This is a genomic window from Sphingomonas sp. GM_Shp_1, assembly GCF_026540895.1.
Classification (GTDB): Bacteria; Pseudomonadota; Alphaproteobacteria; order Sphingomonadales; family Sphingomonadaceae; genus Sphingomonas.
This window is the reverse complement of the sequence record NZ_JALNUR010000028.1, coordinates 16,058-39,304: the sequence shown is the minus strand read 5'-3', so window position 1 is coordinate 39,304 and position 23,247 is coordinate 16,058. Positions and strand designations below refer to the sequence as shown.

Below are 23,247 nucleotides of genomic sequence, written 5' to 3'. Positions count from 1 at the left end.
GAAACCACCGCCCAGGGCGACGGCCAGCGCGATGCGCGCCTGGACCGCATCGGCGGCGAGATTGGCGTCGGCCTGGTCGGCCTCCAACTGGCGGATGTCGGGGTCGATCAGGCCGAGTTGCGATTGCAGCCCGCTCGACACCCGGATCGCATTGAGACGGCGGGTCTCGGACAGGCCGCGCACGACCTCGCGCTGGCGGGCACGCTCGGTCGCCAGCGTCGTGCTGCGCGTCACCGCATCGGCGGCCTCGCGTACCGCGCTGACGATGCGGTCATTATAGTCGGCGGTCGCCAGATCGAGTGCGGCGGTCGCCCCGGCCAGTCCGGCACGGAGCCGCCCGCTGTCGAAGATCGGCAGATGGATGGCCGGGCCGGCGCCCGCCGTTCCCGCATCGGCGGTAAACAGATTGCCCAGGCCGACCGCCTGGAAGCCCGCCAGCGCCATCAGGTTGATATTGGGCAGGAACGCCTTGCGCGCGACCTCCTGTCCGGCGCTGGCCGCGTCTATCCGGGCAAGCGACGCGGCGATATCGGGCCGCCGCGACAAAAGATCGGCGGGCACCGTCGCGGGCATGGGCAGCGCGGTATCGAAGGTGATCCGCGTCGGCGCGATCGTCGCCGGATAGTCCAGCCCGCGCCCGGCCAGCGCCGCCAGCGCGTTGCGTGAGAGCGCCGCCTGCGCCTCCGCCCGCGCCAGGGCGACCCGCGCCTGGGCGAGCAATGTCTGGCCGCTCGACGCATCGAGCTGGCTGGCGAGTTGGTGGCGGATGCGCGACTGGATGAGCGCGAGCGAGCGGGTGCGGGTATCGATCGTCTGGCGAGCGATCGCCGCCTGCCGCTCGGCCCGGGCCAGTTCGACATAGGTCTGCGCGACCGATCCGGCCAGCGCGAGGCGTGCCGCCGTCACGTCCAGCGCCGCCGCGCGGGTGGAGGCGCGCGCCGCCGCGATCGCCGCCGCCTGTCGCCCGAACAGGTCGATCGTCCAATTCAGATTGGCCTGTGCCTGACCCAGCCACTGGGTCGTGCCCGCAAAGGGCGGCGGGATCGTGTAGCGGCCCGAAATCCGGCTATATTGCTCCTGCGCGTCGAGCGAGACCGAGGGGCCGTTATCGGCACGGCGGGTGGCGAGAACCGACTCCGCCTGCCGCAGCCGCGCGAGCGCGACGTCGAGCGAGGGATTGCCCGACAGGGCGTCGCCGACGATCCGGTCGAGTTGCGGATCGCCCAGCCCCCGCCACCAATCGGCGGCGACCAGCGGCGCCTGCGCGGTCCCCAGGCCAAGCCTTTCCGGCGGGGTTTGCGTCACGGCGGGATGCGCCTGGGGCACCGAGCAGCCCGCGAGCAGCAACCCGGTCAGAAATGCGAACCGCTTCATGCCACCGTCTCCAGCTTGTTGCGCAGGCGGACCAGATATCCGACGAAGCGCGCGACATCCTCGCCCGACCAGTCGGCGAGCCATTCGTCCCAATGGGCGAGCACCTTGGCCTTGCACCGATCGGTGACGATCCGCCCCCGATCGGTCAGCGACAGCCGCACCACGCGACGATCCGTCGTGCTGCGCGAGCGTTCGATCAGGCCGCGCTCCTCCAGCGTGTCGAGGATCCGGGTCGTTGCCCCGGTGTCGTGGCACAGGTGGCGCGACAGCTCGGCCGCGGTGCCACCCACGCCGTGATGCAGCGCCATCATCGCGCTCCACTGGACATGGGTGACCTCCTCATCGGCGAAGATCGGTTCCATGCCGATACGGGCAAGCTGGAACACCCGCTTGGTCAGATAGCCCACCGAGCATTCGGGGTCGTAGGAGTCGGGCATATTCGAGGTCATTTCGCTGCCATGGCAATGATTGCCTAGGCAGTCAATATCGCCCTTTTATCATGATGAAAATGTCATCGTTTCCCAAATGTTTGGCGAATTATGCGATTGATTATCATTAGTCTTCTTACTAGGGGCAGGGCGAATATGCCCGGACGGGTATCCTGTTTCCTCGGAGGAATTATGAAGCGCAGGCTGATCGCGGCCCTGTCGGTGGGCGTCGCATCGCTGGTCTGGGGTAGACCGGCCCTTGCCGCCGAGACGGCGCCCGCCGCCGATCCCCAGCGCGCCGACGACGTGATCGTCACGGGTGCCCGCGCGGCCCTGGCGGGGGATCAGGAAAGCGCGTCGCCGACCGGGCTGGCGCTGTCGCTGCGCGAGACGCCGCAATCGGTGACGGTGATCGACCGCCAGCGGATCGACGACTTCGCACTGACCAATGTCCAGGACCTGCTGACCCAGACGGTCGGCATCAATGTCGAGCGGACCGAGACCGACCGGACCGAGTTCAACTCGCGCGGGTTCGACATCACCAATTTCCAGGTCGACGGCATCGGCCTGCCGATGTTCTACAACATCCAGACGGGCGATCTCGACACGATCCTGTTCGACCGGGTCGAGGCGGTGCGTGGTGCGAACGCCATCATGACCGGTGTCGGCAATCCGTCCGCGACGATCAACTTCCTGCGCAAGCGCCCGACCAAGAGCTTCCAGGCCAATGGCTCGGCCTATCTCGGCTCGTTCGGCATGTGGCGGCTGGAGGGCGACGTCTCCGGTCCGCTGACCGGCGACGGGTCGCTTCGGATGCGCACGGTCGGCGCGCATGAGGAGCGGGACAGCTATCTGGACTATAATCACGTCAATCGCGACGTGGTGGCCGGGCTGCTGGCCTGGGACGTAACGCCCGCGCTGACGGCGACGGTCGGCTATTCGCGGCAGGACAATCGCTCGCGCGGGGTGCTCTGGGGGGCGTTGCCGCTGACCTATAGCGACGGGACGCGGATCGATTATGCGCGTTCGGCCTCGACCTCGGCGGACTGGACCTATTGGAATGTCCTCGACCAGACCGCGTTCGGCGAACTGGCGTGGAAGCCGTTCGGCGACTGGGCGGTGCGCGGCGTCGTCACCTATCGGCATTGGGAAGAAAGCGCGCGGCTGCTCTATGCCTTCGGTCTGCCCGACCGAACGACCGGACTGGGCATGCAGGGGCAGACCGGGCGCTACGATTCGAACTACGACCAGTTGCTGTTCGACGGTTACGCTTCGGGCGGTGTCTCGCTGTTCGGGCGCGATCATCAATTGGCGTTCGGTGTCTCGACCGGCCGTTCCGATGGCGAGCAATATGCGGGGAACGGGCAGGCCTTCATCGACTATGGTGATATCCGCAACCTGCCCAATTTCCGCGCGCCGCAGGTGGGATATGACCCGATGATCCAGCAGGCGGATACGCAGGATCGGCTGACCCGCGCTTACGGTGCGATGCACTTGAACCTGACCGATCGGCTGAAGGGCGTGGTCGGCGCGACCGCGATCTGGCTACGCAGTTCGGGCGATTCCTACGGCGTCGACCAGACCCGGCGGAACAGCCGCGTCACGCCCTATCTGGGCGCGCTGTACGACCTGACCGATCACGTCACCGCCTATGCCAGCTATACCGGCATCTTCAATCCGCAGAGCCAGGTCGACATCACCAACACCCGCCTGGACCCCGCGCGCGGATCGAGCATCGAGGCCGGGTTGAAGGGCGAGTGGCTGGGCGGTCGGCTCTATGGCTCGGCGGCGCTGTTCCGAGCGGAGCAGAAGGGGTTGGCGCTTTACGCAGGCGCGTTCGACGGCACCAACGGGCCGGTCGGCGTCAATTATTATGTCGGGCAGGACAGCGTCTCGAAGGGGTTCGAGGTCGAGGTGGCGGGTCGGATGACCGATCGCTGGTTGTTGTCGGGCGGCTTCACCCATCTTCAGGTCGAGGACGGCGACGGCGCCCGCACGCGTCCCTTCATTCCGCGCGATACGTTCAAGCTCGCCGCGACCTATAGCATCGCGCAATGGAACGACCTGAAGCTGGGCGGCCAGTTCCGCTATCAGAGCCGGATCAGCAACGACAGCGGCGCGGTGACGGCGGCGGGGCAGGCGATCCCGGTGGTGCAGGACGCCTATGCCACGCTGGACCTGCTGGGCAGCATCCGGGTGATCGACCATGTCCGCGCCAGCGTGAACCTGCGCAACGTCACCAATGCCAAATATCTGGGGACGCTGAAATACGGCCAGGCCTTCTACGCCGCGCCGCGCAGCATCCTGGCGACCCTGCGCTTCGATTATTGAGGCCGGCCACTCTGCCCCTCCCCGGAAGGGGAGGGGCTTGGCTCAACGATCGCTCAACGCGTTTCCTTCGTCGCCTCGATCGCGGCATTGGCGGCGAGGATATAGGCCGAGGTGGTCGCGACCGTATATTCGTTCTCGAACCACAGGAACGGCCAGTCGGTCTTCAGCTCCGGGAAGTCCGGCTTTACGATCAGCACGCCGGGCACGAGCCCGCCGGGGATGAAGCCGTAATCCGCGCGGTTGTGGCCATAGCCGATCAGCTTCGACGCGGCGCCGACCGTCGAGACCAGCGACAGATTGTTGGCCGGGTGCCGCCCCAGCACATAGTCGATGGCGTTCAGCGTATAGTCGGTGCCGATGATCTCCGGGAACGCCTTGTGCATCAGGAAGGCGGTCGATCCGAACTCGACCACCTGATGCGATCCGGCCCAGCTTCCCTCGGCGATCGGCACGCCGAAGGGGTTCTTGGCGGCCTCCGCGTCCATCTTCGCCTTGGCCTGGCGGACCAGCGGTACGAGGGCGGCGCGATATTTGGCGTCCATGAAGGGAATGGCGCGGACGGCAGGGGCCCCGACCCAGGCGAAGTTCTTAGCGATCACCGGCATCAGCTTGCGCAGGCGATCGGCATAGACGCGGTCGCCCTTGCCGGTGATCAGCATTTCGACCGTCGCACCGACATTGGCGCCGTCCGCCGACCAGGGCGTGCCGGAGTCGTCGCGTCCGTCGCCCGACTTGATCGGCCCCTTCTGGAACCGGCCCCACAGCACCTTGGCCGCGTCCCAGGCCTCCGCCGCCATGGTCGGGTCGCTGTCGGCCAGCGCGCGGGAAGCCGCTGCGAGAGCGCCCGCAACCGCGAGGTTGTTGGCGGGCAGGTCGGTGGTGAAGGCCCAGCGATCGTCCTGAGCCCCCGACGACCCGCCGCTCCGCTCCGACACGCCCAGCGAGGCGTCATAGGTCAGATTGTCGGTCTGCGATCCGGCGTCGCCCAGATGGGCATATTGGCGCTGGACCGGATCGATGATGCCGACGATCGCGTGGCCGAACACCTTGTACTGGGCGAGCAGTTGCAGGACCCCGTGGCGGATCTGCTGGATCGCATCCTGCTTGCCGTCGGGCTTGCGGATTTCGACCGCGCGGGCGGCTTCGTCCACCGTCGTCTCGTCCCAGTCGAGGCCGTAGAGTTCGCGACCCCAGACCAGATCGCGGACCACGGCGGCGTTCTGCGGCGTCTGGATGTCGTAATCGCCCGCATCTTGGAAGCCGCCGACGTTCAGCCCGGGAATATGCTCGCCGGGCTTGAAGGGGGAGTCGAGGTTCGGCCCCATCCGGTATCCGTCGAAATGGACATGGTTGGGCGGGGCTTGGCGTGCATCGTCGAGATGGCTGGGTGCGGACCAGACGCGGTACTGCTCGCGAATGCCGACATGATCCATCTGCTCGGCGATGAAGGTGTCGAGCGAGGTTTGCCAGATCCGGTCATAGGCATCGGCGGCGATGCGGAAGGGGTTTGTCACCTTGCCGCCATAGGCGATGGCGTAGATGCCGGGATCGCGCACTTGCGAGAAGTCGAAGGCGGCATAGTCATAGCGCAGCCACCGGCCACGCGGGGTGACCGCCGCGCGAAAGACGGACTGGCGGGTACCGTCGGCGGCGAGCTTGACCAGCTCCGCCTCGCCCGGGGCCGTGCCATGGGGATCGGTTTCGATCAGCGCGATCTTCAACCGGCCCGGCGTATAGCCCGCCTGGTTGAACGAGACGACCGGCGCGCGGACCCAGTCCTTCACGACATTGGGGCGGACGTGCCAGACGACCGCATTTTCCTTCGCACCCGGCGCGATCAGCGAGCGGACGACGAACCAGCCATTCTGTGCCCGGCTGCGCGCGTCATACAGCTCCAGAGCGCCCGCCTCCGAGGTGATGGTGACGCGGGTCAGCGGGTCTTCGGGCGACAGGGTAATCGACTTGCCACCCGAGGCCAGCGGCATGGGATCGCCCGATCCGTTCTTCGCCATCGGCCCGGTCGCATGGCGCGGGAACAGGCCGGGGGCGGTGTCCATCAGATAGGTCTTGCCGAAATAGCTGGTCGGCAGGAAATCCAGATTGAACCCCGCCTTGCCCGCCAGCGCGGCGGGCAGCGGCTGGTCCAAGTCGACCGCGATGCGGAAACCGTCGCCCTCCGCCGTCACCTTGACGCGGTAGGCGAGGCCCTGGTCCTTATAGGTGGAGCGGACGATCACCTGATTGGCCTCGCCACCGCGCGTCCGGCTGACAAAGGCGGGGACGGGGTCCCATTGCTCGGGCGTGGGGTTCAGGCGCACCGCGCCGTCGGTGGCGATCCGCTCGCCATGCAGGACGATCTGGATGCCCGCATTCTTCTCGTCGAAGAAGATCGGGCTGAACTGGCTCTGGTCGACCATGACGGTCAGCCCTTGCGTTTCCAGCGTTTCGGCGGGCGTGACGGTCAGCGATTGGGCATGGGCGGCGCTGGCCCCCGCCATCAGACTGGCCGATGTCAACAAGGCGAACCCAAAGCGTTTCAGCATAACCCCTCCTATAGTAGCGCTATCATTTTCTTATGGAGGAAAGGCCGTCACACCGGGTCGATGCTGGGCTCGTCCTGCCACGCCAACGGGACGGTGTCCGCCTCCGCTTGTCGGCAATCTGTGCCAATGGCGCGGATTAAACAACGATAAAATGATGTGTTTGCTTTGGGTTATGATGCGGCGGTGATCGGCGCGTCCTCCCCGGAGTCGATGGGAATGTAACGCTCACATAGCTGGTGGGGATGGGCACGGGGGCCAAGGCATGAAAAAGGGCGCGGACCGCCCTGGCCGTCCGCGCCCTTTCGGATTGGAAACGCCGTAGGTCAGTTGGCCGATTTATACCGGGGCTGGACCCGGCCCGCTTCGTCGGCGGCCTGGCGGATCAATTGGATATTGCGCTTGATCGACGCCGCCAGGGTGGTGCGGATCGCCTCGTCAGCATCCGAGCCCGCCGGAACCTCGCGCAGCAATTGCAACCATTCGCCCATGGCCTCGTCATGCTGGCCTTTGAAATCCTTCTCCATCGCGAAATAGAAGCGCGCCCGCGCGTCACGCGGATCGAGCGCCAGCGCCTTGCGGAACGCCTCGGCGGCTTCGGTCGGCAGGCCGACGCCATTGGACTTGGTGGTCTGCATCAGCGTTTCGCCCAGCGCCGACCAGGCGGTCGACTGGTTGGGATTGATCGCCAGCGATGCGCGATAGGCGGTGGCGGCCTCGTCGAAGCGGCGCTTGGCGAGCAGCGCGTCGCCCAGTTCCTTTTGCGCGGCGGCATCGGTCGGCGCCTTCTTCGCGGCGGCCTGCGCCACGGTGGGATCGGCGGCGGGGGTGGGGCGCTCGACGAAGACCGGCGTGGCGGCGGGCTTTTCGGCAGGGCGCCGCAGCAGCGCTGAGGCGATGAAGGCCAGGATGACCAGGACGAGCAGAATGCCCGCTATGACGAGGAGCTTGCGGCGTTTCATGTGTCGTTCCTGCCAGATTCCAGTTCGCGATCCCTATCGCGCGATTCGCATTGACATAGCGTAAAGGCCGCCGCCGTGCGCCGAATGCCTGTCTTATCTTGGAACAAAATCCAGTAAACTAATGAATATGCAGCATATTGTCGGAATTTTTACCGGGTGCGATTATGATCCTCGCAACGATATAAGTTGGTAGCAGAGCAGCATATGACATGCTCCATTCTGAATTCCGAAGGGTTGATGATGCCGAAGGTAAAGATGTTCCTGTTGACGGCCGTTGGGGCGTTCGCATGTGCGACGTCGGCTCAGGCCGCGCCGGGAACGGTCACCTCCGTCGCCAATGACGACTATAGCAAGCAGGCGACCCCGCCCGCGGGATCGACGGTGGTCGATTTCAATAACGGACTGCCCAACGGCTTCTCGTTGCAGGGCGGCCAGATCGCAACGGAGTCGACCTGGGGCGGGTCCAACTGGGCCTATCTGTCGCCTGCCGGGGACAATACCAAGTTCCTGGTGACGATGCCGAACGCCACGACGACGCTGAATGCCGACAAGAATTTCGGCTATGGCGGCATCGCGCTGAACTGGGGTTCGATCGACAACGAGAACCGGTTGGATATCCTGGACACCGTGGGTCAGGTGATCCGCACGCTGACCGGGACGGACGTATCCGGCGGGCTGTTTTCGAGCAACAACCGGTACGTCACCTACACGCTCGATCCCTCCACGGGTCAGCGGATCGGCGGCCTTCGTTTCTCGTCGCCCAATTCGCAGGGTTTCGCCTTCGAAGTGGACGACATCTCGTTCTTCGGAGCGACGCCCACTTCGGTGCCCGAACCGGCGTCGATCGCCTTGTTCGGCGCGGGTCTGGCGGGGCTTGTCGGGGTGGCCCGGCGGCGTCGGCGGCAGGCGGCCTGAGTTTTCGAGTACCCCGTTCCGATATGATCCGTATCGGAACGGCATCAACGGTGATCGGGTGGCGGAACGACAGCCTCTCACCCTCCACCGGCACGAACCGGATCGGTTTTTGACGGCATAACAGGGAGAACGACGATGGCAGGTTTCGCAAAGATGATCACGGTGGCGGGCGTCGTGGCCGGTGCGCTGGTCGCGACGGCGGCGGGCGCGGACACGCTGACCTCGGTAGCGGGCGACCAGACCCCGCGCGCGGGCTCGGTGACGGTCGACTTCAACGGCAACAGCCTGCCCAACGGCTTCTCCCTGACGGGTGGCCAGCTGGTCACCGGCTCGGCCAATGGCTGGAGCCAGCCGCTGGGCGACACGACCCAGTATCTGATGGTCAATGGCGGCCAGGAAGCCACGCTGAAGACCGGCAAGCAGGGCTTTGACGGCGTCAGCCTCTATTGGGGTTCGGCCGACACGTACAACACGCTGTCGGTGCTCGACCTGGCGGGCAATGTCCTGAAGACCATCACCGGCCTCGACTTCGCGGCTCCGGGCGCGAATGCGCCGGGCAGCTATTATAACGACCCCAAGTACAACCAGTATGTCACCTACACGCTGGACAGCCTGACGGGTCAGAAGATCGGCGGCCTCAAGTTCGCTTCGGGCAACACCGCGTTCGAGCTGGACAATGTGTCGTTCTTCAACACCGCCCCGACCTCGGTTCCCGAGCCCGCCACGCTGACCCTGTTCGGCGCCGGCATCGGCGGCCTGATCGCGGCCTCGCGCCGTCGTCGCAAGAAGGCGGCCTGATCGGACTGTTCTTCGCCGGTCGTTTCGGGCCGGCGGATGGGAAAGGGCGGCTTCGGTCGCCCTTTTTCATGGGCGGCGTTCCCGGAGCGTGGGGGGCTTTCGGCCTGTGCCACGTTAGGCAGAGGGGGGGTAAGGCCTTTGCCGACGATCGCTTCGGCGCAATATGCAAGCGAGGTACTCGTCAAACGGGCCTGGATTCACGAGGGCACCCTAATCCCTCTCCCCTGGACAGGGGAGAGGGTTAGCGGAGCCTGCCAGCTATGCTGGCTAGCGCAGCTTGGGTGAGGGGTTGAGCGAGCCGAAGGCTCGCGCGCTCTTTGAGCGCACACCCCTCACCCAACTCCGACTAGGCCTTTTCTCACGCAAAGACCTAGTCTGCGCAACCCTTTCCCCCCAAGAGAGGGGCGAGGGCGCATGCTTGAGGAGCCATTCTTCGCAACATCGCGGCTTCGCGTGAAAACCCTCAATCCCTTACGCCGAGACGGTCTTCATCGTCTCCATCTCGTCCATCAACCGCGCCTTGCGGCCATAGACATATTCGAACAACGGGCTGGCCATCATCGTCGTGACGATCGCCATCAGCACCAGCATCGAGAAGAGCGTCGGGCCGATAATGCCCTTTTGCAGCCCGATATTGATGATGATGAGCTCCATCAGGCCCCGCGAGTTCATCAGCGCGCCGATGCCCATCGCGGTCCTGTTGTCCTCGCCGCACATGCGCGCCGCCAGATAGCAGGCGCCGAACTTCGCCGCGATCGATGCGGCCAGGATGCCGAGCGCGATCACCAGCAGCGAGGCCGAATTGACCATGTCCATCCGCGTGTTCAGCCCCGAATAGGTGAAGAACATCGGCAGCAGCAGGACGACCGCCAGCGGCTCGACCTTCTTCTTCAACTCGGCGACGAACAGGCCGCGCGGCATGAACACGCCCAGGATGAAGCCGCCGAAAATGCCATGCACGCCGATCGCGTCCATGATGAAGGCAGAGGTGCAGAAGGCCATCAGCGTGATCGCGAGCACGTTCATGCTCATCTCGCCCCGCGCCTCCACCGCGCGGCCCAGCGGCGCCAGGATGCGGCGGCCGAACAGGACGAGGAAGCCGACATAGAGGAACGCGCCGCCGATCGCCAGGATCGCGATCCCGCTGCCCCCGCCGAAGGTCGCCAGCACCACCGCCAGCACGCACCAGGACGCGGCATCGTCGAACGCGCCCGCCGCCAGCGACAGGGTCCCGAGCGGGCTATTGGCCAGCCCTCGCTCGTTGATGATGCGCGCGAGCATCGGAAAGGCGGTCAACGCGATGCACGCCCCCAGGAACAATGTCGCATTGGCCTGGCTGATCCCCGGCGCGAACAGTCCCGGCACGGTCAGCAGCATCGGGGTGATCGCCACCGCGATCAGGAAGGGCGCGATGACCCCCGACGCGGACACGGCCAAGGCGGAGCGCGCCTTGGACGCGAAATGGTCGAGCCGCAGGGTCAGGCCGACCAGGAACATGTAAAGCGCCACCCCCAGTTGTGCGCCCGCATAAAGCACGTTGCGTGTCTCCTTGGGGAACAGCGCACCCTGAAGGTCGGGGAAGAACATCCCGAGCAGCGATGGGCCCAGGATCACGCCCGCGATCATCTCGCCCACCACCGGCGGCTGCGCCAGGAAACGCTGTCCGAACCAGCCGACGATACGGCAGGCGAACAGGATCACCGCCAATTGCAGGAAGAAATGGATGCTATAATCGCCCGGCGCATAGCTGGCCGCGGCTCCGGCGGTGGCGGGCCCATGCGGCGACAGGATGCCGCTCGCGCTATGCCAGAAACTGTCGATGGCGTCGTTCATCTGATGCTGATCCCCCCACCACGCTCTTATGGACGAGCGTGACCATCGGATAGCGGGGCAATCGCGCCGATCCTGCAACCGGATTTCGGCGGCTCCCGCACGATTTCCCGGCACGCGTGGCAAATCGTGTTCAGCATGCTACAGGGTAGGTACGTACCTACATAATTCACAGCCTTCTCACCCGGCCGGAGGTGCCATGAAGACGCTCACCAGTCGCGAGTTCAACCAGGATGTCAGCCGCGCCAAGCGGCTCGCGCGAATCGAGCCGGTGTTCATCACCGACCGGGGCAAGCCGACCCATGTGCTGCTCGGGATCGGCGCGTTCCGGCAACTCGCCGGACAGAGCGAGTCGATCGTCGATCTGCTCGCGGATGATCAGGCGTCGCTCGCCGAAGGGGCTGCGTCGCCGCGCGACTGGGACCGGGCGCGCTGATGTATCTGCTCGATGCCATGGTGGTGGCCGAGTTGCGCGGCGCACGCGGCGGCACGGCGGATGCCGGATTGATCGAGTGGGCAGGCGGGGTGCCACGTCACGAACTGTTCCTGTCGGCGATCTCCCTGCTCGACCTACAGGACGAAGGGCCGCCCTCGCGCAAAGGGGCGGCGGCTGGGGGCGACTGGATCGCCGACCGCGTCCTGCCCGCGTTCGAGGGGCGGATCCTGCCGGTCGATGCCGATGTGGTGCGACGCTCCGCCGGGCTCGGCTATGCGACGACGCGCGATGCGCTGTTGGTGGCGACGGCGCTCGTCCATGGCCTGACCCTCGTCACGCGGCATGTCTCGGCCTATAAGGCGGGACGGCCCAAGCTGTTCTGTCCGTGGGGTTTCGTCGCCGACGACACGGGCGAGGACTGGCGGCAGGCGACGCGGGGCGGGTCGCCCTGGTTCCGCAACCTGTTCGTGAGGATGTGATCGTGATGAACGGGCAAGCGGGCGGAGAGGGTGGCCGGTCGATCCTGATCGTGGGCGGTGGGACGGCGGGCTGGCTGACCGCCGCCTATCTGGCCCGTTATCTGGGCGGACGGCCGGGCGTGACCATCACTTTGCTCGAAGCGCCGGAGATCGGCACGATCGGCGTCGGCGAGGGGGCGTTCCCGACGATGCGGCAAACGTTACGCTTTCTGGGGATCGACGAAGCGCATTTCATCCGCGCGGCGGGTGCGACCTTCAAGCAGGGCATCAGGTTCGACGACTGGCGTCACGCCCCGTCATCCGAAGGGCGGCATCGTTATTGGCATCCGTTCGAGCCGCCCTTTCAGGCGGACGGCATCGACCTGGTCGCGCATTGGCTGGCGCAGGATTCCGCCACGCGCCCGCCCTTTGCCGAGGCGGTGACGATCCAGCACCGCGTCGCCGCCGCCGGGCGCGGGCCTAAACAGGCGGGTGAGGGGGCCTTCGACGGGCCGCTGAGCTATGCCTATCATTTCGACGCGCACCGGCTGGTCGAGTTGCTGGCGGAGCATGGCGTCACCCTGGGTGTCCGTCATCTGCATGGGCGGTTGATCGGGGCGGTGCGCGACGAGGGCGGTGCGATCGACCATGTGCTGACCGACCGGCACGGCGCGTTGACGGCGGACCTCTATGTCGATTGCACCGGTCAGCGGGCCGAGTTGATCGGCGGTGTGCTGGGCGAGGAACTGGTGTCGGTTCGGGATCAGCTGTTCACCAACCGCGCGCTCGCCTGTCGTCTGCCCTATGATGAGGGGGCGGCGGACGGCCTGCCCACCATGACCGTCGCCACCGCGCATCCGGCGGGGTGGACCTGGGACATTGGGCTGGCGCAGGGGCGGGGGATCGGCACGGTCTATTCCGACGCGCATATGGACGACGATCGCGCGCTGCGGACGCTGGCCGCCTATCTGGGGCGCGAGCCGGAGGCGGTCGAGCCACGTCTGCTGACCTTCGAGCCCGGCTATCGGCGGCGGCCCTGGATCGGCAATTGCGTCGCGATCGGGCTGGCCGGTGGGTTTCTGGAGCCGCTGGAGTCGACCGGCATCGTCCTGATCGAAGCGGCGGTGGCGATGCTGGCCGAACTCTTCCCGCATCACGGCCCCATCGCCGCACCCGCCGCCAGGTTCAACGCGCTGATGACGGCGCGCTATCAGACGATCACCGATTTCCTGAAGCTCCATTACTGTCTCAGCCGGCGGGACGAGCCCTTCTGGCGGGACAATGGCGATGCGGCATCGATCTCCGACCGGCTGCGCGATCTGCTGGAGCAGTGGCGCTACAGGCCGCCGGGGCGGTTCGACTTCACGCTGGATGTCGAGAGCTTCGCCTATTTCAACTATCAATACATCCTCTACGGCATGGGTTTCGCCGATGAGGACGGCCGGTCGTCGTCGCCCGTGTCGGGTGAGGCGGAGCGGTTGTTCCGCAAACTCCAGTTCTTCGGGGAGCGGGCGGTTGCAGACCTGCCGAGCCACGGGGATTTGGTGGCGGCGATGCGGGCTTAGGACACCCTCACCCTTCCCACCCACCTGCGGTGAGCGGGAAGGTGAGGGTAGCTTCGCCGGGGTTACGCCACGACGGGCAGGCGATCCAGATGCTTTTCCAGCGTCAGCGGATAGTCGCGGATGCGCACGCCCGTCGCGTTATAGACCGCATTGGCGATCGCCGCGCCGACCCCGCACAGGCCGAGTTCGCCGACGCCCTTGGCCTTCATCGGATTGGCCTTGTCATCGGCTTCCTCCAGGAAGATCACCTCCTGATGCGGAATGTCGGCATGGACCGGCACTTCATAGCCCGCCAGGTCGTGGTTCACGAAGAAGCCGAACCGTTTGTCGACCGCCAGTTCCTCCATCAGCGCCGATCCCACGCCCATGGTCATCGCGCCGATGACCTGGCTGCGCGCCGCCTTGGGGTTCAAGATACGCCCCGCCGCGCAGACCGCCAGCATCCGGCGAAGGCGGGTCACGCCGGTATAGGCGTCCACCCCGACCTCGACGAAATGCGCGCCGAAGGTGGATAGCTGCCAGCTCTTGTCGAGATCGCCGAACTCGATCCGGTCCTCCGCCGATAGGGGGCCGGACGCCGCCGCGTCCTTGAGCGACACGGAGCGATTGCCCCCCGTGACCTTGCCGTCCGCGAAGGTCAGGTCGGCGGAGTTGAACCCCAACCGCTGCGCCACAGCCTCACGCAACTTGACGCACGCCGCATAGACGCCCGCCGTCGCATTGGCCGCGCCCCACTGGCCGCCCGAACCCGCCGAGACGGGAAAGTCGCTGTCGCCAAGCCGGACCTCGACCGCGCTCATCGGAAGGCCCATCATTTCGGCGGCGGTCTGGGCGACGATGGTATAGCTGCCGGTGCCGATATCGGTCATGTCGGTTTCGACCACGACCCGACCGTCCTTGCCCAGCGTGACGCGGGCGGCGGACTTCATGTTCATATGGTTGCGAAAGGCGGAGGCGACGCCCATGCCGACCAGCCAGCGTCCGTCGCGCACTTGTGCCGGCTTGGCATTGCGCCGCGACCAGCCGAAGCGCTGCGCGCCTTCCTCCAGGCAACGGACGAGCTGACGCTGTGAAAAGCGACGGTCGGGCTTTTCGGGATCGACCTGCGTGTCGTTCTTGACGCGGAAGGCGACCGGGTCGAGCCCCAGCTTCTCGGCCATCTCGTCCATCGCGATTTCCAGCGCCATCATGCCCGGCGCCTCGCCGGGCGCGCGCATCGCATTGCCCTCCGGCAGGTTCATTACCGCCAGCCGCATCGAGGTCAGCCGGTTAGGCCCGGCATAGAGCAGCTTGGTCTGGTTGACCGCCGTCTCCGGCCCGCCGCCGGGCTGATCGCCCGAGCCGCTTTCGTGCGCGATGGCCTGGATCGTGCCGTCCTTGGCCGCGCCGATGCGGATGCGCTGGGTCGTGGCGGGCCGGTGGGTGGAGTTGTTCGCCATCAAGGGGCGCTGCATCGCGACCTTCACCGGCCGTCCGACCGCCCGCGCGCCGAGCGCCGCCATGACCGCATCGGCCCGCAGGAACAGCTTACCCCCGAACCCGCCGCCGACATAGGGCGAGATCAGTCGAACCTTCTCCTTGGGCAGCCCCAGCGTCTTTGCCAGATCGCCGCGCCCCCAGGCGATCATCTGGTTCGAGGTCCACACCGTCACCTGATCCCCGTACCATGACGCGATCGAGGCGAAGGGCTCCATCATCGCATGGCTGTGGTCGGGGGTGGTGTAGGTCGCATCGAGCGTCACCGGCGCGGCTGCGAAGGCGGTCTCGAATTTGCCGGTGCGGTCGGCGGCGGGGGCCTTGCTGCCCTCGTCGCTGTCGCCGCCGGTCAGGGGAGCGGTCTTCAGCGCTTCGGCCAGGTCATATTGGCCCTTGACACGCTCATAGTCGATGCGGACCAGCCCGGCGGCGGCGCGCGCCTGCTCGAAGGTCTCGGCGACGACGATGGCGACCGCCTGATGATAATGGTCGATCTCCGGCCCGCCGAGCAGCTTGACTGTGTTGAAATTGCCCTTGCCCAGCTTGCCCGCCTCTTGGGCGGTGACGATGCCCAGCACGCCCGGCGCGCCGCGTGCATCGTCGAGGTTCATCGAACGGATGCGCCCTTTGGCGATCGCCGCGCCGATGATCCAGCCATAGGCGGCGTTGGGCGCCTCGGCATGATGTTCATAGGCATAGGGCGCGGTGCCGCTGGTCTTTCGCGGGCCGTCGATCCGGTCCTGCGCGCGCCCGACCACGGTCATGCGGTCGATGGGGTTGGTGCCTGCCGGCTCTGTGAACTTCATGCGGTCCTCGCCTGGCTGATGACGGCCGCCAGCGTCCGTTCGACGAGCGGCACCTTATAGGCATTGTCCTGGGTCGGGCGGGCATCGGCGAGCAGCGTCGCCGTGACCGCCTTGGCCCCCTGCGGCATCGCGGCCTCGGCCGCCTCGACCCGCCAGGGCTTCTGCGCGACGCCGCCCAGCGCGACGCGGCCCGTGCCGTCCTTCTGCACCACCGCCGCCACCGAGACGAGCGCGAAGGCATAGGAGGCGCGGTCGCGCACCTTCTCATAGATATGCGTGCCGCCGATCGGACGGGGCAGGGTGACGGCGGTGATCAACTCGCCCGGTTGCAGCGTCGTCTCGATATGCGGGGTATTCCCCGGCAAGCGGTGGAAGTCCGCGATCGGGATGGCGCGGGTCTGGCCTTCGGGGTTCACCGTCTCGACCACCGCGTCCAGCACCCGCATCGCGACGTTCATGTCGCTGGGGTTGGTGGCGATGCAGTCGTTGCTCGACCCGACGACCGCCAACTGGCGCGAATAGCCGCCGATCGCGCTGCACCCGGTGCCGGGCTTGCGCTTGTTGCAGGCCATGTTGGTGTCGTAGAAGTAGGGGCAGCGGGTGCGCTGGAGCAGATTGCCCGCCGTCGTCGCCTTGTTGCGCAACTGGCCGCTCGCGCCCGCGACGATCGCGCGCGACAGGACGCCGTAATCGCGCCGCACCCGCTCATCGGCGGCGAGCGCGGTATTGGTGGCGAAGGCCCCGATGCGCAGACCACCTTCCTTGGTCTTCTCGATCCGGTCGAGCCCCAGGTCCTGAACGTCGATCAGATGGGTCGGCGTCTCCACCTCGATCTTCATCAGGTCGAGCAGGTTGGTTCCGCCCGCGAGGAACTTGGCACCGGGCCGGGCGGCGGCGCGGGCGGCGGCGACGGGGTCCTTGGCCCGCTCATAGGTGAAAGCCTTCATGCCTTGCCTCCCGCGACTTCGGCCATGGCCTCGGCGATGTTGGAATAGGCCCCGCAGCGGCAGATATTGCCGCTCATCCGCTCGCGCAGTTCCATGTTGGTGGCCTGGGGCCGGGCGGTCAGGTCGGCCTGGACATGGCTGGGCACGCCGCGCTTGATCTCGTCCAGCACCGCCACCGCCGAGCAGATTTGCCCCGGCGTGCAATAGCCGCATTGATAGCCGTCGTGCCGCACGAAGGCGGCCTGCATCGGGTGGAGCTTTTCGGGCGTGCCCAGCCCCTCGATGGTGGTGATGCTGTCGCCCTCATGCTGAAGCGCCAGCGAGAGGCAGCTGTTGATCCGCTGCCCGTTGACGATGACCGTGCACGCGCCGCACTGGCCATGGTCGCAGCCCTTCTTGGTGCCGGTCAGGTGCAGATGTTCGCGCAACGTGTCGAGCAGCGTGGTGCGCGGATCGAGCGACAGGGTGCGCGGCTTGCCGTTGACCTTCATGGTGACGCTCATCGCGGCGGGATCGGGCGGCATGGTCGTCTTCTTCTCCTGAGCCTCGACAGGCGCGGAGGCGGCCATCGCGGTCGCTGCGCTCCCCACGATCACGCCGCGCCGCGACATGGAAACCCGTCCGTTATCCGCCAATGTCCCGACTCCTCTCAACCCCGTTTCGGATGGTCCATCACATTGCGCTGCAATCCGCTACCCCGATATCGGGGACGGGTGGCTACGAAACGGGCGGAAATCCTAGTGGACAACGCGCGTAAGCCATTTTGGTGTCGCGAAAAAATATCATGGGATAAGGGTTATGGGAAACGGCGCGCTAACCCCTTTAACCTCCGACAAAAATGGCGCGACGCGAGCGGCGCGACGTGGTACCCGTAGCCATCGCCGGTTTGAAATTTCGCAAGCGCTGGCGGCTGAGAGACCTCGTGCTCCCGCTTGTCGCGTCGGAGCCTTGTGATGACCAGCCTGTCCCGCCCCACCGATCGCGACGTCCGCGCCGTCCGGCAAGGGCGAACCGCATGATCGCGCGCCTCGTCACCCGCTGGCTGCGACGCTGGTACTGGCGCCGGGCGGGGCGTCATTGAGCCGCCTTGCCATCCCGTCCGAGGCGGAACGGGACCGCGCGCACAGCGCCCTGATGAACGGCATCCGCGTGGTGGAGGAGCGTATCGCCCCGCTCTGGACCACGCGTTTCTCGGACATGACCGAGGGGGGGCGGATCGTGCGGGCGCGCGTCACCGCCAACGGCTTTCGCGAACTCGACGTGCTGCTCGCCCACTGGGTCGGCCTGGTCGCGATGCGCCCGGTGCGGATGGCCGAGATCGGCGACTGGCGCGAGGCGGATCGCGACGATCCCACGATCTTCACCACCAAGGACATATTGCGCCTTGCCGCCGAATATCGCCGCATCGCGCCGCCATTGCGCCGCGCGGGTGCTTGCGAACTGGCCGCCTGATCCCCATCTGATAAGCGCTTTAGTCGCATATCGACGGTTTTCGGCGCTTTGCGGCCTTTTTTCTTCTTTCCCTGCTGTCGAGGCCCCTTGGGCCCGCCGGTCTCCGGCAGACCCGTTAACGAAGGAAATATCATGAGCCAGAACGGAACCGTCAAATTCTTCAACGCCGACAAGGGCTATGGTTTCATCACCCCGGACAATGGCGGCACCGACGCCTTCGTCCATGTCTCCGCCGTGGAGCGGGCCGGGATGATCACGCTGCAGCAGAACCAGCGCATCGGCTATGAACTCGAAGAGGATCGTCGCGGCAAGATGGCGGCGGTCAATCTCCAGCCGGTCGATTGATTGATGACGAGGGGGCGGGGTTGGTTGATCCCGCCCCCTCGATCGTTTTGCCTGCCCTCAATTTCTCCATCGGAAAGGCCCCGTCATGCGTGACTCCGAAATGTATCTGCAACGTGCCGCCGATTGCCGTCACCAGGCCGATGAGTCGGACCTGGCCAATGTCCGCGACCGTTGCCTGCGCGCCGAAGCGGCTTGGTCGGCGATGGCGCAACGATCGCTGCGGACCGAGGCGGCACGCGATGCGCGGGCGGTCGTCGGAGCGGCGTCGCACGCCGCCTGACCCGCGTCGGAATAGGCCCTTGGAGAAGGGCTGAGACTCTTCGACACCTCTCTGCCGGTTGATACGGCACGCATCCCCGTGCACAGAAGCGGCAGGGCGCGGCCATAGCGCCGACGGGGGAGGGGATTGCGATGCGCCGTGCAATGGGATGGGCCGTCATGGCGCTGGGGCTGGCGACGCCGGTCGCCGCGCAGAGCGATGCGGTGCCGCGCATCGTGACCAGGGCGGGGCGTCATGCCCTGATGGTCGATGGACGACCGTTCCTGATGCTGGGGGCACAGGTCAACAATTCCAGCAACTATGCCGCCGCCTTGCCGCAGGTCTGGCCGATGCTTGACCGCATCCACGCCAACACGATCGAAATTTCCGTCGCCTGGCAACAGATAGAGCCTGTCGAGGGGCGGTTCGATTTCTCCTTCCTCCAGACCCTGCTCGAACAGGCGCGGGCGCATGACAAGCGGGTCGTGTTGCTCTGGTTCGGGACCTGGAAGAACACCTCGCCCGGCTATACGCCCGATTGGGTCAAGCTGGACAATCGCCGCTTCCCCCGGATGAAGACGCGGGGCGGGCAGGACCATTATGCACTGACCCCGATAGCGCGCACCACGCTGGAGGCGGACAAGCGCGCCTTCGTGCGGCTGATGACCTATCTGAAGGAGCATGATCCGCAGAACACGGTGATCATGGTCCAGCCCGAAAATGAGGTCGGCAGCTATCGCAACCCGCGCGATTTCTCGGGCTCGGCGCAGGCCTTGTTCGACAAGCCGGTGCCGGGCGAACTGGTCCGAAAGCTCGGCAAGAAACCGGGCCATTGGCAGGCGGTGTTCGGCGCACAGGCGGACCGTGCCTTCAACACCTGGTACACGGCGCGCTACATCGACGAGATCGCGGCGGCGGGCAAGGCGGTGAAGCCGCTGCCCATGTACGTCAACGCCGCGCTGGCGGGGCCCTCCAACGTGCCCGATCCCGATGGCGTGGCGAGCGGCGGGCCGCAACAGGACGTGCTCGACATATGGAAGGTCGCCGCGCCCTCGCTCGATGCCGAGGCGCCCGACATCTATGACCGGGCGAGCGGGAATGTCGGGCTGTATCTCGACGCCTATGCGCGGGCGGACAATCCGCTGCTGGTGCCGGAGATCGGCAATGCGCGCGAGTTCGCCCGCTATTTCTACGAGGCGCTGGGGCGCGGGGCGATCGGCTTCGCGCCGTTCGGGATGGATGATACCGGCTTCTTCAACTATCCGTTGGGCGCGCGGGCGCTGGATGCGGCGACGCTCGATGCCTTTGCCGGGCCTTATGGCGCGGTGGCCGGGGTGATGCGCGACTGGGCGCAGGCGGCGTTCGAGCATCCGACATGGGGCGCGGCAAGGCCCGACGATGGCGGCGACCGCGAGACGGTGATGGGCGACTGGCGCGTCCGGGCCGAGTTCGGCCAATGGCAGTTCGGCGAGAAGAGCTGGACCTGGCTGAAGTCCGAACCCGCGCCGTGGAAGGCCGAGCCGGTCGGCGGCGTCGCGGTCATCCATCTGTCGCGCGACGAATTCCTGCTGACCGGCGACCATGTCCGCATCCGCCTGGAGCCCGCGCAGCCCGATCCCAAGGCGATGGTCGTCCGGGTCGAGGAAGGCCATTATGCCGATGGCCGCTGGGTCATGGACCGGGTGTGGAATGGCGACCAGACGGATTATGGCATCAACATCGTCGACCGCCCCGTGGTGCTGAAGGTGACGATGGGCCGCTATCGTTAAAGCGGACGGGATTGCTCACATGAATGTCCCCTCTTTTCCCTCGCCCCTCGTAGAGGGGAGAGGGTTGCGCAGACTTGGTCTTTGCGTGAGCGAAAGGCTTAGTCGGAGTTGGGTGAGGGGTGGAGCGCGCAAAAGCGCGCGAGCCCTTGGGCTCGCTCGACCCCTCACCCAAGCTGCGCTAGCCAGCAAGCTGGCAAGCTCCGCTAACCCTCTCCCCTGTCCAGGGGAGAGGAAAGAAGGAACAGCATAAGTGTCGATCGGCCCTAAGTCGCGCCCGGTAAGGTCAGCCGCATGGTGGTGCCTGGCCCGTCCTCGACCAGTTCCAGCGTCCCGCCCGCACCGACCAGCAGCGCCCGCGCGATGGGCAGGCCCAGGCCGGTGCCGCCGCTCGCACGGCGGGAGGTGAAGAAGGGCTCGAAGATCCGTTCGCGGTCCCCCGGCGGGATGCCGCCGCCATTGTCGGCGATGGTGATCGCGGCCGGCTCGCCTCGCTCGACATGGATGGTAAGCCTATCCGCCCCCGCCTGGGCCGCATTCTCGATCAGCGTCGTCAGTACCGCCTCCAGCGTCTGCGCGGCGAGCGCGATGGGGATGGCGGCGGAGGATGCGATGACCGTGATGGTCACGTCCTCCCGCCGATGCGCATCGGCCAGCTTTCGCACCGTCGCCACCGCATCGCTGACGTCATTCACTCCCGCCCCGCCCATGTCCGCCCGCGCCAGATCGAGCAGGCGCGAGACGAGCAGAGTCAGGCGCTGCGCATCCGCATCCGCATTGGCGAGGAAGCGTGCTCGCTCGGTCGCGGACATGGTGCCGCCGTGATCCTGTAGCAGTTCGATCGCGCCGCGAATGCCGGTCAGCGGCGTCTTGAACTCATGGCTGACCGCATGGGCGAAATTGCGCAGATAATGCGACCGCGCCTCGATCGCCTGCGCCATGGCGGCGAAGTCGCGGTAGAGGTCTTGGATCTCGATCGCGGCGGTGGCGGGGATCGCAGGCACCGTGCCGCGCCCCGCCGCAACATCGCGGCTGGCGTCCTGCAACTCCTCGATCGGGCGGGCGATGGCACGGGACAGCACCCCCGACAACAGGATCAGCGTGCCGAGGATCGCCAGCACGCCGATGACGATCTTCCCCCAATCCTGATACAGCCCGACGAACAGCGACCGTGCCGAACGCGAAAGCAGCAGCACGCCGACGACCCGGCCGTCGACCCATATCGGTCGCGCATGGTGCACCCGCGTCGCCGCCGCGCGCGACAGCCAGTCGAAGCGGTAGATCGCCTTGTACCGTCCGTCACGGCGCAGGACAGTGCGGGGCGTGCCGCCCAGCGCCGCCTCCACCTCCGGGAGATCGGCATAGCTCCCCCGCCGCGCGGTGCCGGTGACGATCCGGCCATCCCGGTCGAGCAGGATGATCGAGGCGAGCGTCGCCGCGCGGGTGTCGGCCAGCACCGGGGCCAGCCGCATCTCCGCCTGCCGGGCATCGGGGGCGGGCGGCGGCGCAGTGACCGGGGCGGGGCGCTCGGGCAGGATCGGCGTCGCGCTGAGATCGACCGAGGTGGCGTTGGCGCCATAGGGACTTGGCGAGACCGGCTCCCCGCGCCGGACGGCGCGTCCCGGAGCGGTGGCGGGCCAGAGCGCCCCGGCACTGGCCGCCAGCGCCGCTCCTTGCGCCACCAGTTCCGCCTCGGTCTGGCGAACCAGCGTGTTCTCATAGACCCGCAGCGCCACCGCCCCCACACCCGGCAGCGCGGCGACCAGAAAGAAGCTGGCGAACAAATAGGTCCGCAACGCCAGGCGCGGCCAATGCCGCTTGCCCCAGGCCTTCAGCCGCGCGATCATGCGCCCGCGCCGGTGCAGGCCCCCAGGCGATAGCCGATGCCCGCGCGCGTCTCGATCAGGTCGCTGCCGCCCCGTTCGGCGAATTTGGCGCGCAGGTTGCGGATATGGCTGTCGACGGTGCGGTCGGTCACCGCGAAGCCGGGCCCGTGCAGCCGGTCGATGATCGCATCCCGCCCGAACACCTTGCCCGGCATCACCGCCAGCGTGCGCAGGATCGAGAATTCGGTGACGGTCAGCGGCACGTCCGCCCCGGCCCAGCGGGCTTGCCACCCCTCGATATCCAGGGTCAGGCATCCGTGCCGGATGACCGACCCGGCATGATCGACGCTGGGCGGATGGGCATGGGTCCGGCGCAGGATCGCCATGACCCGCGCCACCACCTCGCGCGGGGAGAAGGGCTTCACGACATAATCGTCCGCGCCAAGCTCGATCCCCAGCACCCGGTCGATCTCGTCATCGCGCGACGACAGGAACAGGATCGGCGTGTCCCCCTCGGCCCGAAGCCGCCGACAGACCTCCAGCCCGTCCATGCGCGGCATATTGATGTCCAGCACGACCAGATCGGGCCGTCGCGCGGCGGCCTCGACCAGCGCCGCCTCACCATCGGACGCTTCGACCGTGTCGAGTCCCGCCTTGCCCAGCGCGAAGACCAGCAATTGGCGGATATTGGGATCGTCGTCGGCGACCAGGATCGTGCGCGGCATGGGGCACA

General features: G+C 66.7%; 20 protein-coding genes. 10 read left to right on the top strand and 10 right to left on the bottom strand.

Features of this window, described 5'->3' with window-relative positions:
- On the bottom strand, nt 1–1,374 hold a 1,374-nt coding region (locus OXQ33_RS13525), incomplete at its 3' end, for an efflux transporter outer membrane subunit (RefSeq protein WP_267435220.1).
- Complete coding sequence (locus OXQ33_RS13520; protein WP_267435219.1) at nt 1,371–1,823, bottom strand: MarR family winged helix-turn-helix transcriptional regulator; 453 nt, start codon at nt 1,821–1,823, stop codon at nt 1,371–1,373. The genes OXQ33_RS13520 and OXQ33_RS13525, both read right to left, overlap by 4 nt.
- A 171-nt stretch (nt 1,824–1,994) precedes the next feature.
- On the opposite strand from OXQ33_RS13520, the gene OXQ33_RS13515 reads away from it, so the two are divergent.
- Complete coding sequence (locus OXQ33_RS13515) at nt 1,995–4,133, top strand: TonB-dependent siderophore receptor (RefSeq protein ID WP_267435218.1); 2,139 nt, start codon at nt 1,995–1,997, stop codon at nt 4,131–4,133.
- Nucleotides 4,134–4,186: 53 nt separating this feature from the next.
- Here OXQ33_RS13515 and OXQ33_RS13510 read toward each other — a convergent pair whose 3' ends face one another.
- Both OXQ33_RS13510 and OXQ33_RS13505 read right to left on the bottom strand, forming a co-directional pair.
- The gene (locus tag OXQ33_RS13510) at nt 4,187–6,676 is read right to left on the bottom strand and encodes a glycoside hydrolase family 9 protein (protein WP_267435217.1); all 2,490 of its coding nucleotides are present in this window, start codon (nt 6,674–6,676) and stop codon (nt 4,187–4,189) included.
- Nucleotides 6,677–6,999: 323 nt separating this feature from the next.
- Nucleotides 7,000–7,635, bottom strand: a complete 636-nt coding sequence (locus tag OXQ33_RS13505; RefSeq protein WP_267435216.1) for a tetratricopeptide repeat protein — start codon at nt 7,633–7,635, stop codon at nt 7,000–7,002.
- Between the two features lie 237 nt (nt 7,636–7,872).
- Here OXQ33_RS13505 and OXQ33_RS13500 point away from each other — a divergent pair, with 237 nt between their 5' ends.
- Nucleotides 7,873–8,550, top strand: a complete 678-nt coding sequence (locus OXQ33_RS13500) for a PEP-CTERM sorting domain-containing protein (RefSeq protein WP_267435215.1) — start codon at nt 7,873–7,875, stop codon at nt 8,548–8,550.
- Between the two features lie 135 nt (nt 8,551–8,685).
- Nucleotides 8,686–9,348 carry a PEP-CTERM sorting domain-containing protein gene (locus tag OXQ33_RS13495; protein WP_267435214.1) on the top strand — a complete coding sequence of 221 codons (663 nt, stop codon included), beginning with the start codon at nt 8,686–8,688 and terminating at the stop codon, nt 9,346–9,348.
- 471 nt (nt 9,349–9,819) lie between these two features.
- On the opposite strand, the gene OXQ33_RS13490 is transcribed toward OXQ33_RS13495, so the two are convergent.
- A complete protein-coding gene (locus OXQ33_RS13490; protein WP_267435213.1) occupies nt 9,820–11,181 on the bottom strand; it encodes a cation:proton antiporter in 1,362 nt (453 codons plus the stop codon).
- A 196-nt stretch (nt 11,182–11,377) separates the two neighbouring features.
- On the opposite strand from OXQ33_RS13490, the gene OXQ33_RS13485 reads away from it, so the two are divergent.
- From OXQ33_RS13485 to OXQ33_RS13475, 3 genes are read left to right on the top strand one after another with little or no spacing between them, the layout of a single operon-like run.
- Nucleotides 11,378–11,614 carry a type II toxin-antitoxin system Phd/YefM family antitoxin gene (locus OXQ33_RS13485; protein WP_267435212.1) on the top strand — a complete coding sequence of 79 codons (237 nt, stop codon included), beginning with the start codon at nt 11,378–11,380 and terminating at the stop codon, nt 11,612–11,614.
- Nucleotides 11,614–12,093, top strand: a complete 480-nt coding sequence (locus OXQ33_RS13480) for a VapC toxin family PIN domain ribonuclease (RefSeq protein WP_267435211.1) — start codon at nt 11,614–11,616, stop codon at nt 12,091–12,093. Before OXQ33_RS13485 ends, OXQ33_RS13480 begins: the two co-directional genes overlap by 1 nt.
- A gap of 5 nt (nt 12,094–12,098) precedes the next feature.
- Nucleotides 12,099–13,637: a tryptophan halogenase family protein gene (locus OXQ33_RS13475; RefSeq protein WP_267435222.1), complete on the top strand. Its 1,539-nt coding sequence runs from the start codon at nt 12,099–12,101 to the stop codon at nt 13,635–13,637.
- Between the two features lie 62 nt (nt 13,638–13,699).
- Here OXQ33_RS13475 and paoC read toward each other — a convergent pair whose 3' ends face one another.
- The 3 genes from paoC to paoA are packed head-to-tail and all read right to left on the bottom strand — an operon-like array spanning nt 13,700 to nt 17,477.
- Nucleotides 13,700–15,919, bottom strand: a complete 2,220-nt coding sequence (gene paoC / locus OXQ33_RS13470) for an aldehyde oxidoreductase molybdenum-binding subunit PaoC (RefSeq protein WP_267435210.1) — start codon at nt 15,917–15,919, stop codon at nt 13,700–13,702.
- Entirely contained in the window at nt 15,916–16,866 is a 951-nt protein-coding gene (locus tag OXQ33_RS13465; RefSeq protein WP_267435209.1) for a xanthine dehydrogenase family protein subunit M, read from the bottom strand. Before OXQ33_RS13465 ends, paoC begins: the two co-directional genes overlap by 4 nt.
- Complete coding sequence (gene paoA / locus OXQ33_RS13460; RefSeq protein ID WP_267435208.1) at nt 16,863–17,477, bottom strand: aldehyde dehydrogenase iron-sulfur subunit PaoA; 615 nt, start codon at nt 17,475–17,477, stop codon at nt 16,863–16,865. The genes OXQ33_RS13465 and paoA overlap by 4 nt, the downstream gene beginning before the upstream one ends.
- Before the next feature lie 466 nt (nt 17,478–17,943).
- On the opposite strand from paoA, the gene OXQ33_RS13455 reads away from it, so the two are divergent.
- From OXQ33_RS13455 to OXQ33_RS13440, 4 genes are all read left to right on the top strand, one after another.
- Nucleotides 17,944–18,318, top strand: coding sequence for a hypothetical protein (locus OXQ33_RS13455; RefSeq protein WP_267435207.1), 375 nt, complete (start codon nt 17,944–17,946; stop codon nt 18,316–18,318).
- Between the two features lie 132 nt (nt 18,319–18,450).
- Complete coding sequence (locus OXQ33_RS13450) at nt 18,451–18,663, top strand: cold-shock protein (RefSeq protein WP_267435206.1); 213 nt, start codon at nt 18,451–18,453, stop codon at nt 18,661–18,663.
- Between the two features lie 85 nt (nt 18,664–18,748).
- Nucleotides 18,749–18,943 (top strand): hypothetical protein, encoded by a 195-nt coding sequence (locus OXQ33_RS13445; protein WP_267435205.1) that lies wholly within the window; start codon nt 18,749–18,751, stop codon nt 18,941–18,943.
- Between the two features lie 143 nt (nt 18,944–19,086).
- Nucleotides 19,087–20,691 (top strand): DUF5597 domain-containing protein, encoded by a 1,605-nt coding sequence (locus OXQ33_RS13440; RefSeq protein WP_267435204.1) that lies wholly within the window; start codon nt 19,087–19,089, stop codon nt 20,689–20,691.
- Nucleotides 20,692–20,954: 263 nt separating this feature from the next.
- Here the strand turns inward: OXQ33_RS13440 and OXQ33_RS13435 are convergent, their stop codons facing one another.
- Nucleotides 20,955–22,535: a HAMP domain-containing sensor histidine kinase gene (locus tag OXQ33_RS13435; RefSeq protein WP_267435203.1), complete on the bottom strand. Its 1,581-nt coding sequence runs from the start codon at nt 22,533–22,535 to the stop codon at nt 20,955–20,957.
- Nucleotides 22,532–23,239, bottom strand: a complete 708-nt coding sequence (locus tag OXQ33_RS13430) for a response regulator transcription factor (protein WP_267435202.1) — start codon at nt 23,237–23,239, stop codon at nt 22,532–22,534. The genes OXQ33_RS13435 and OXQ33_RS13430 overlap by 4 nt, the downstream gene beginning before the upstream one ends.
- Between the last annotated feature and the right edge of the window lie 8 nt (nt 23,240–23,247).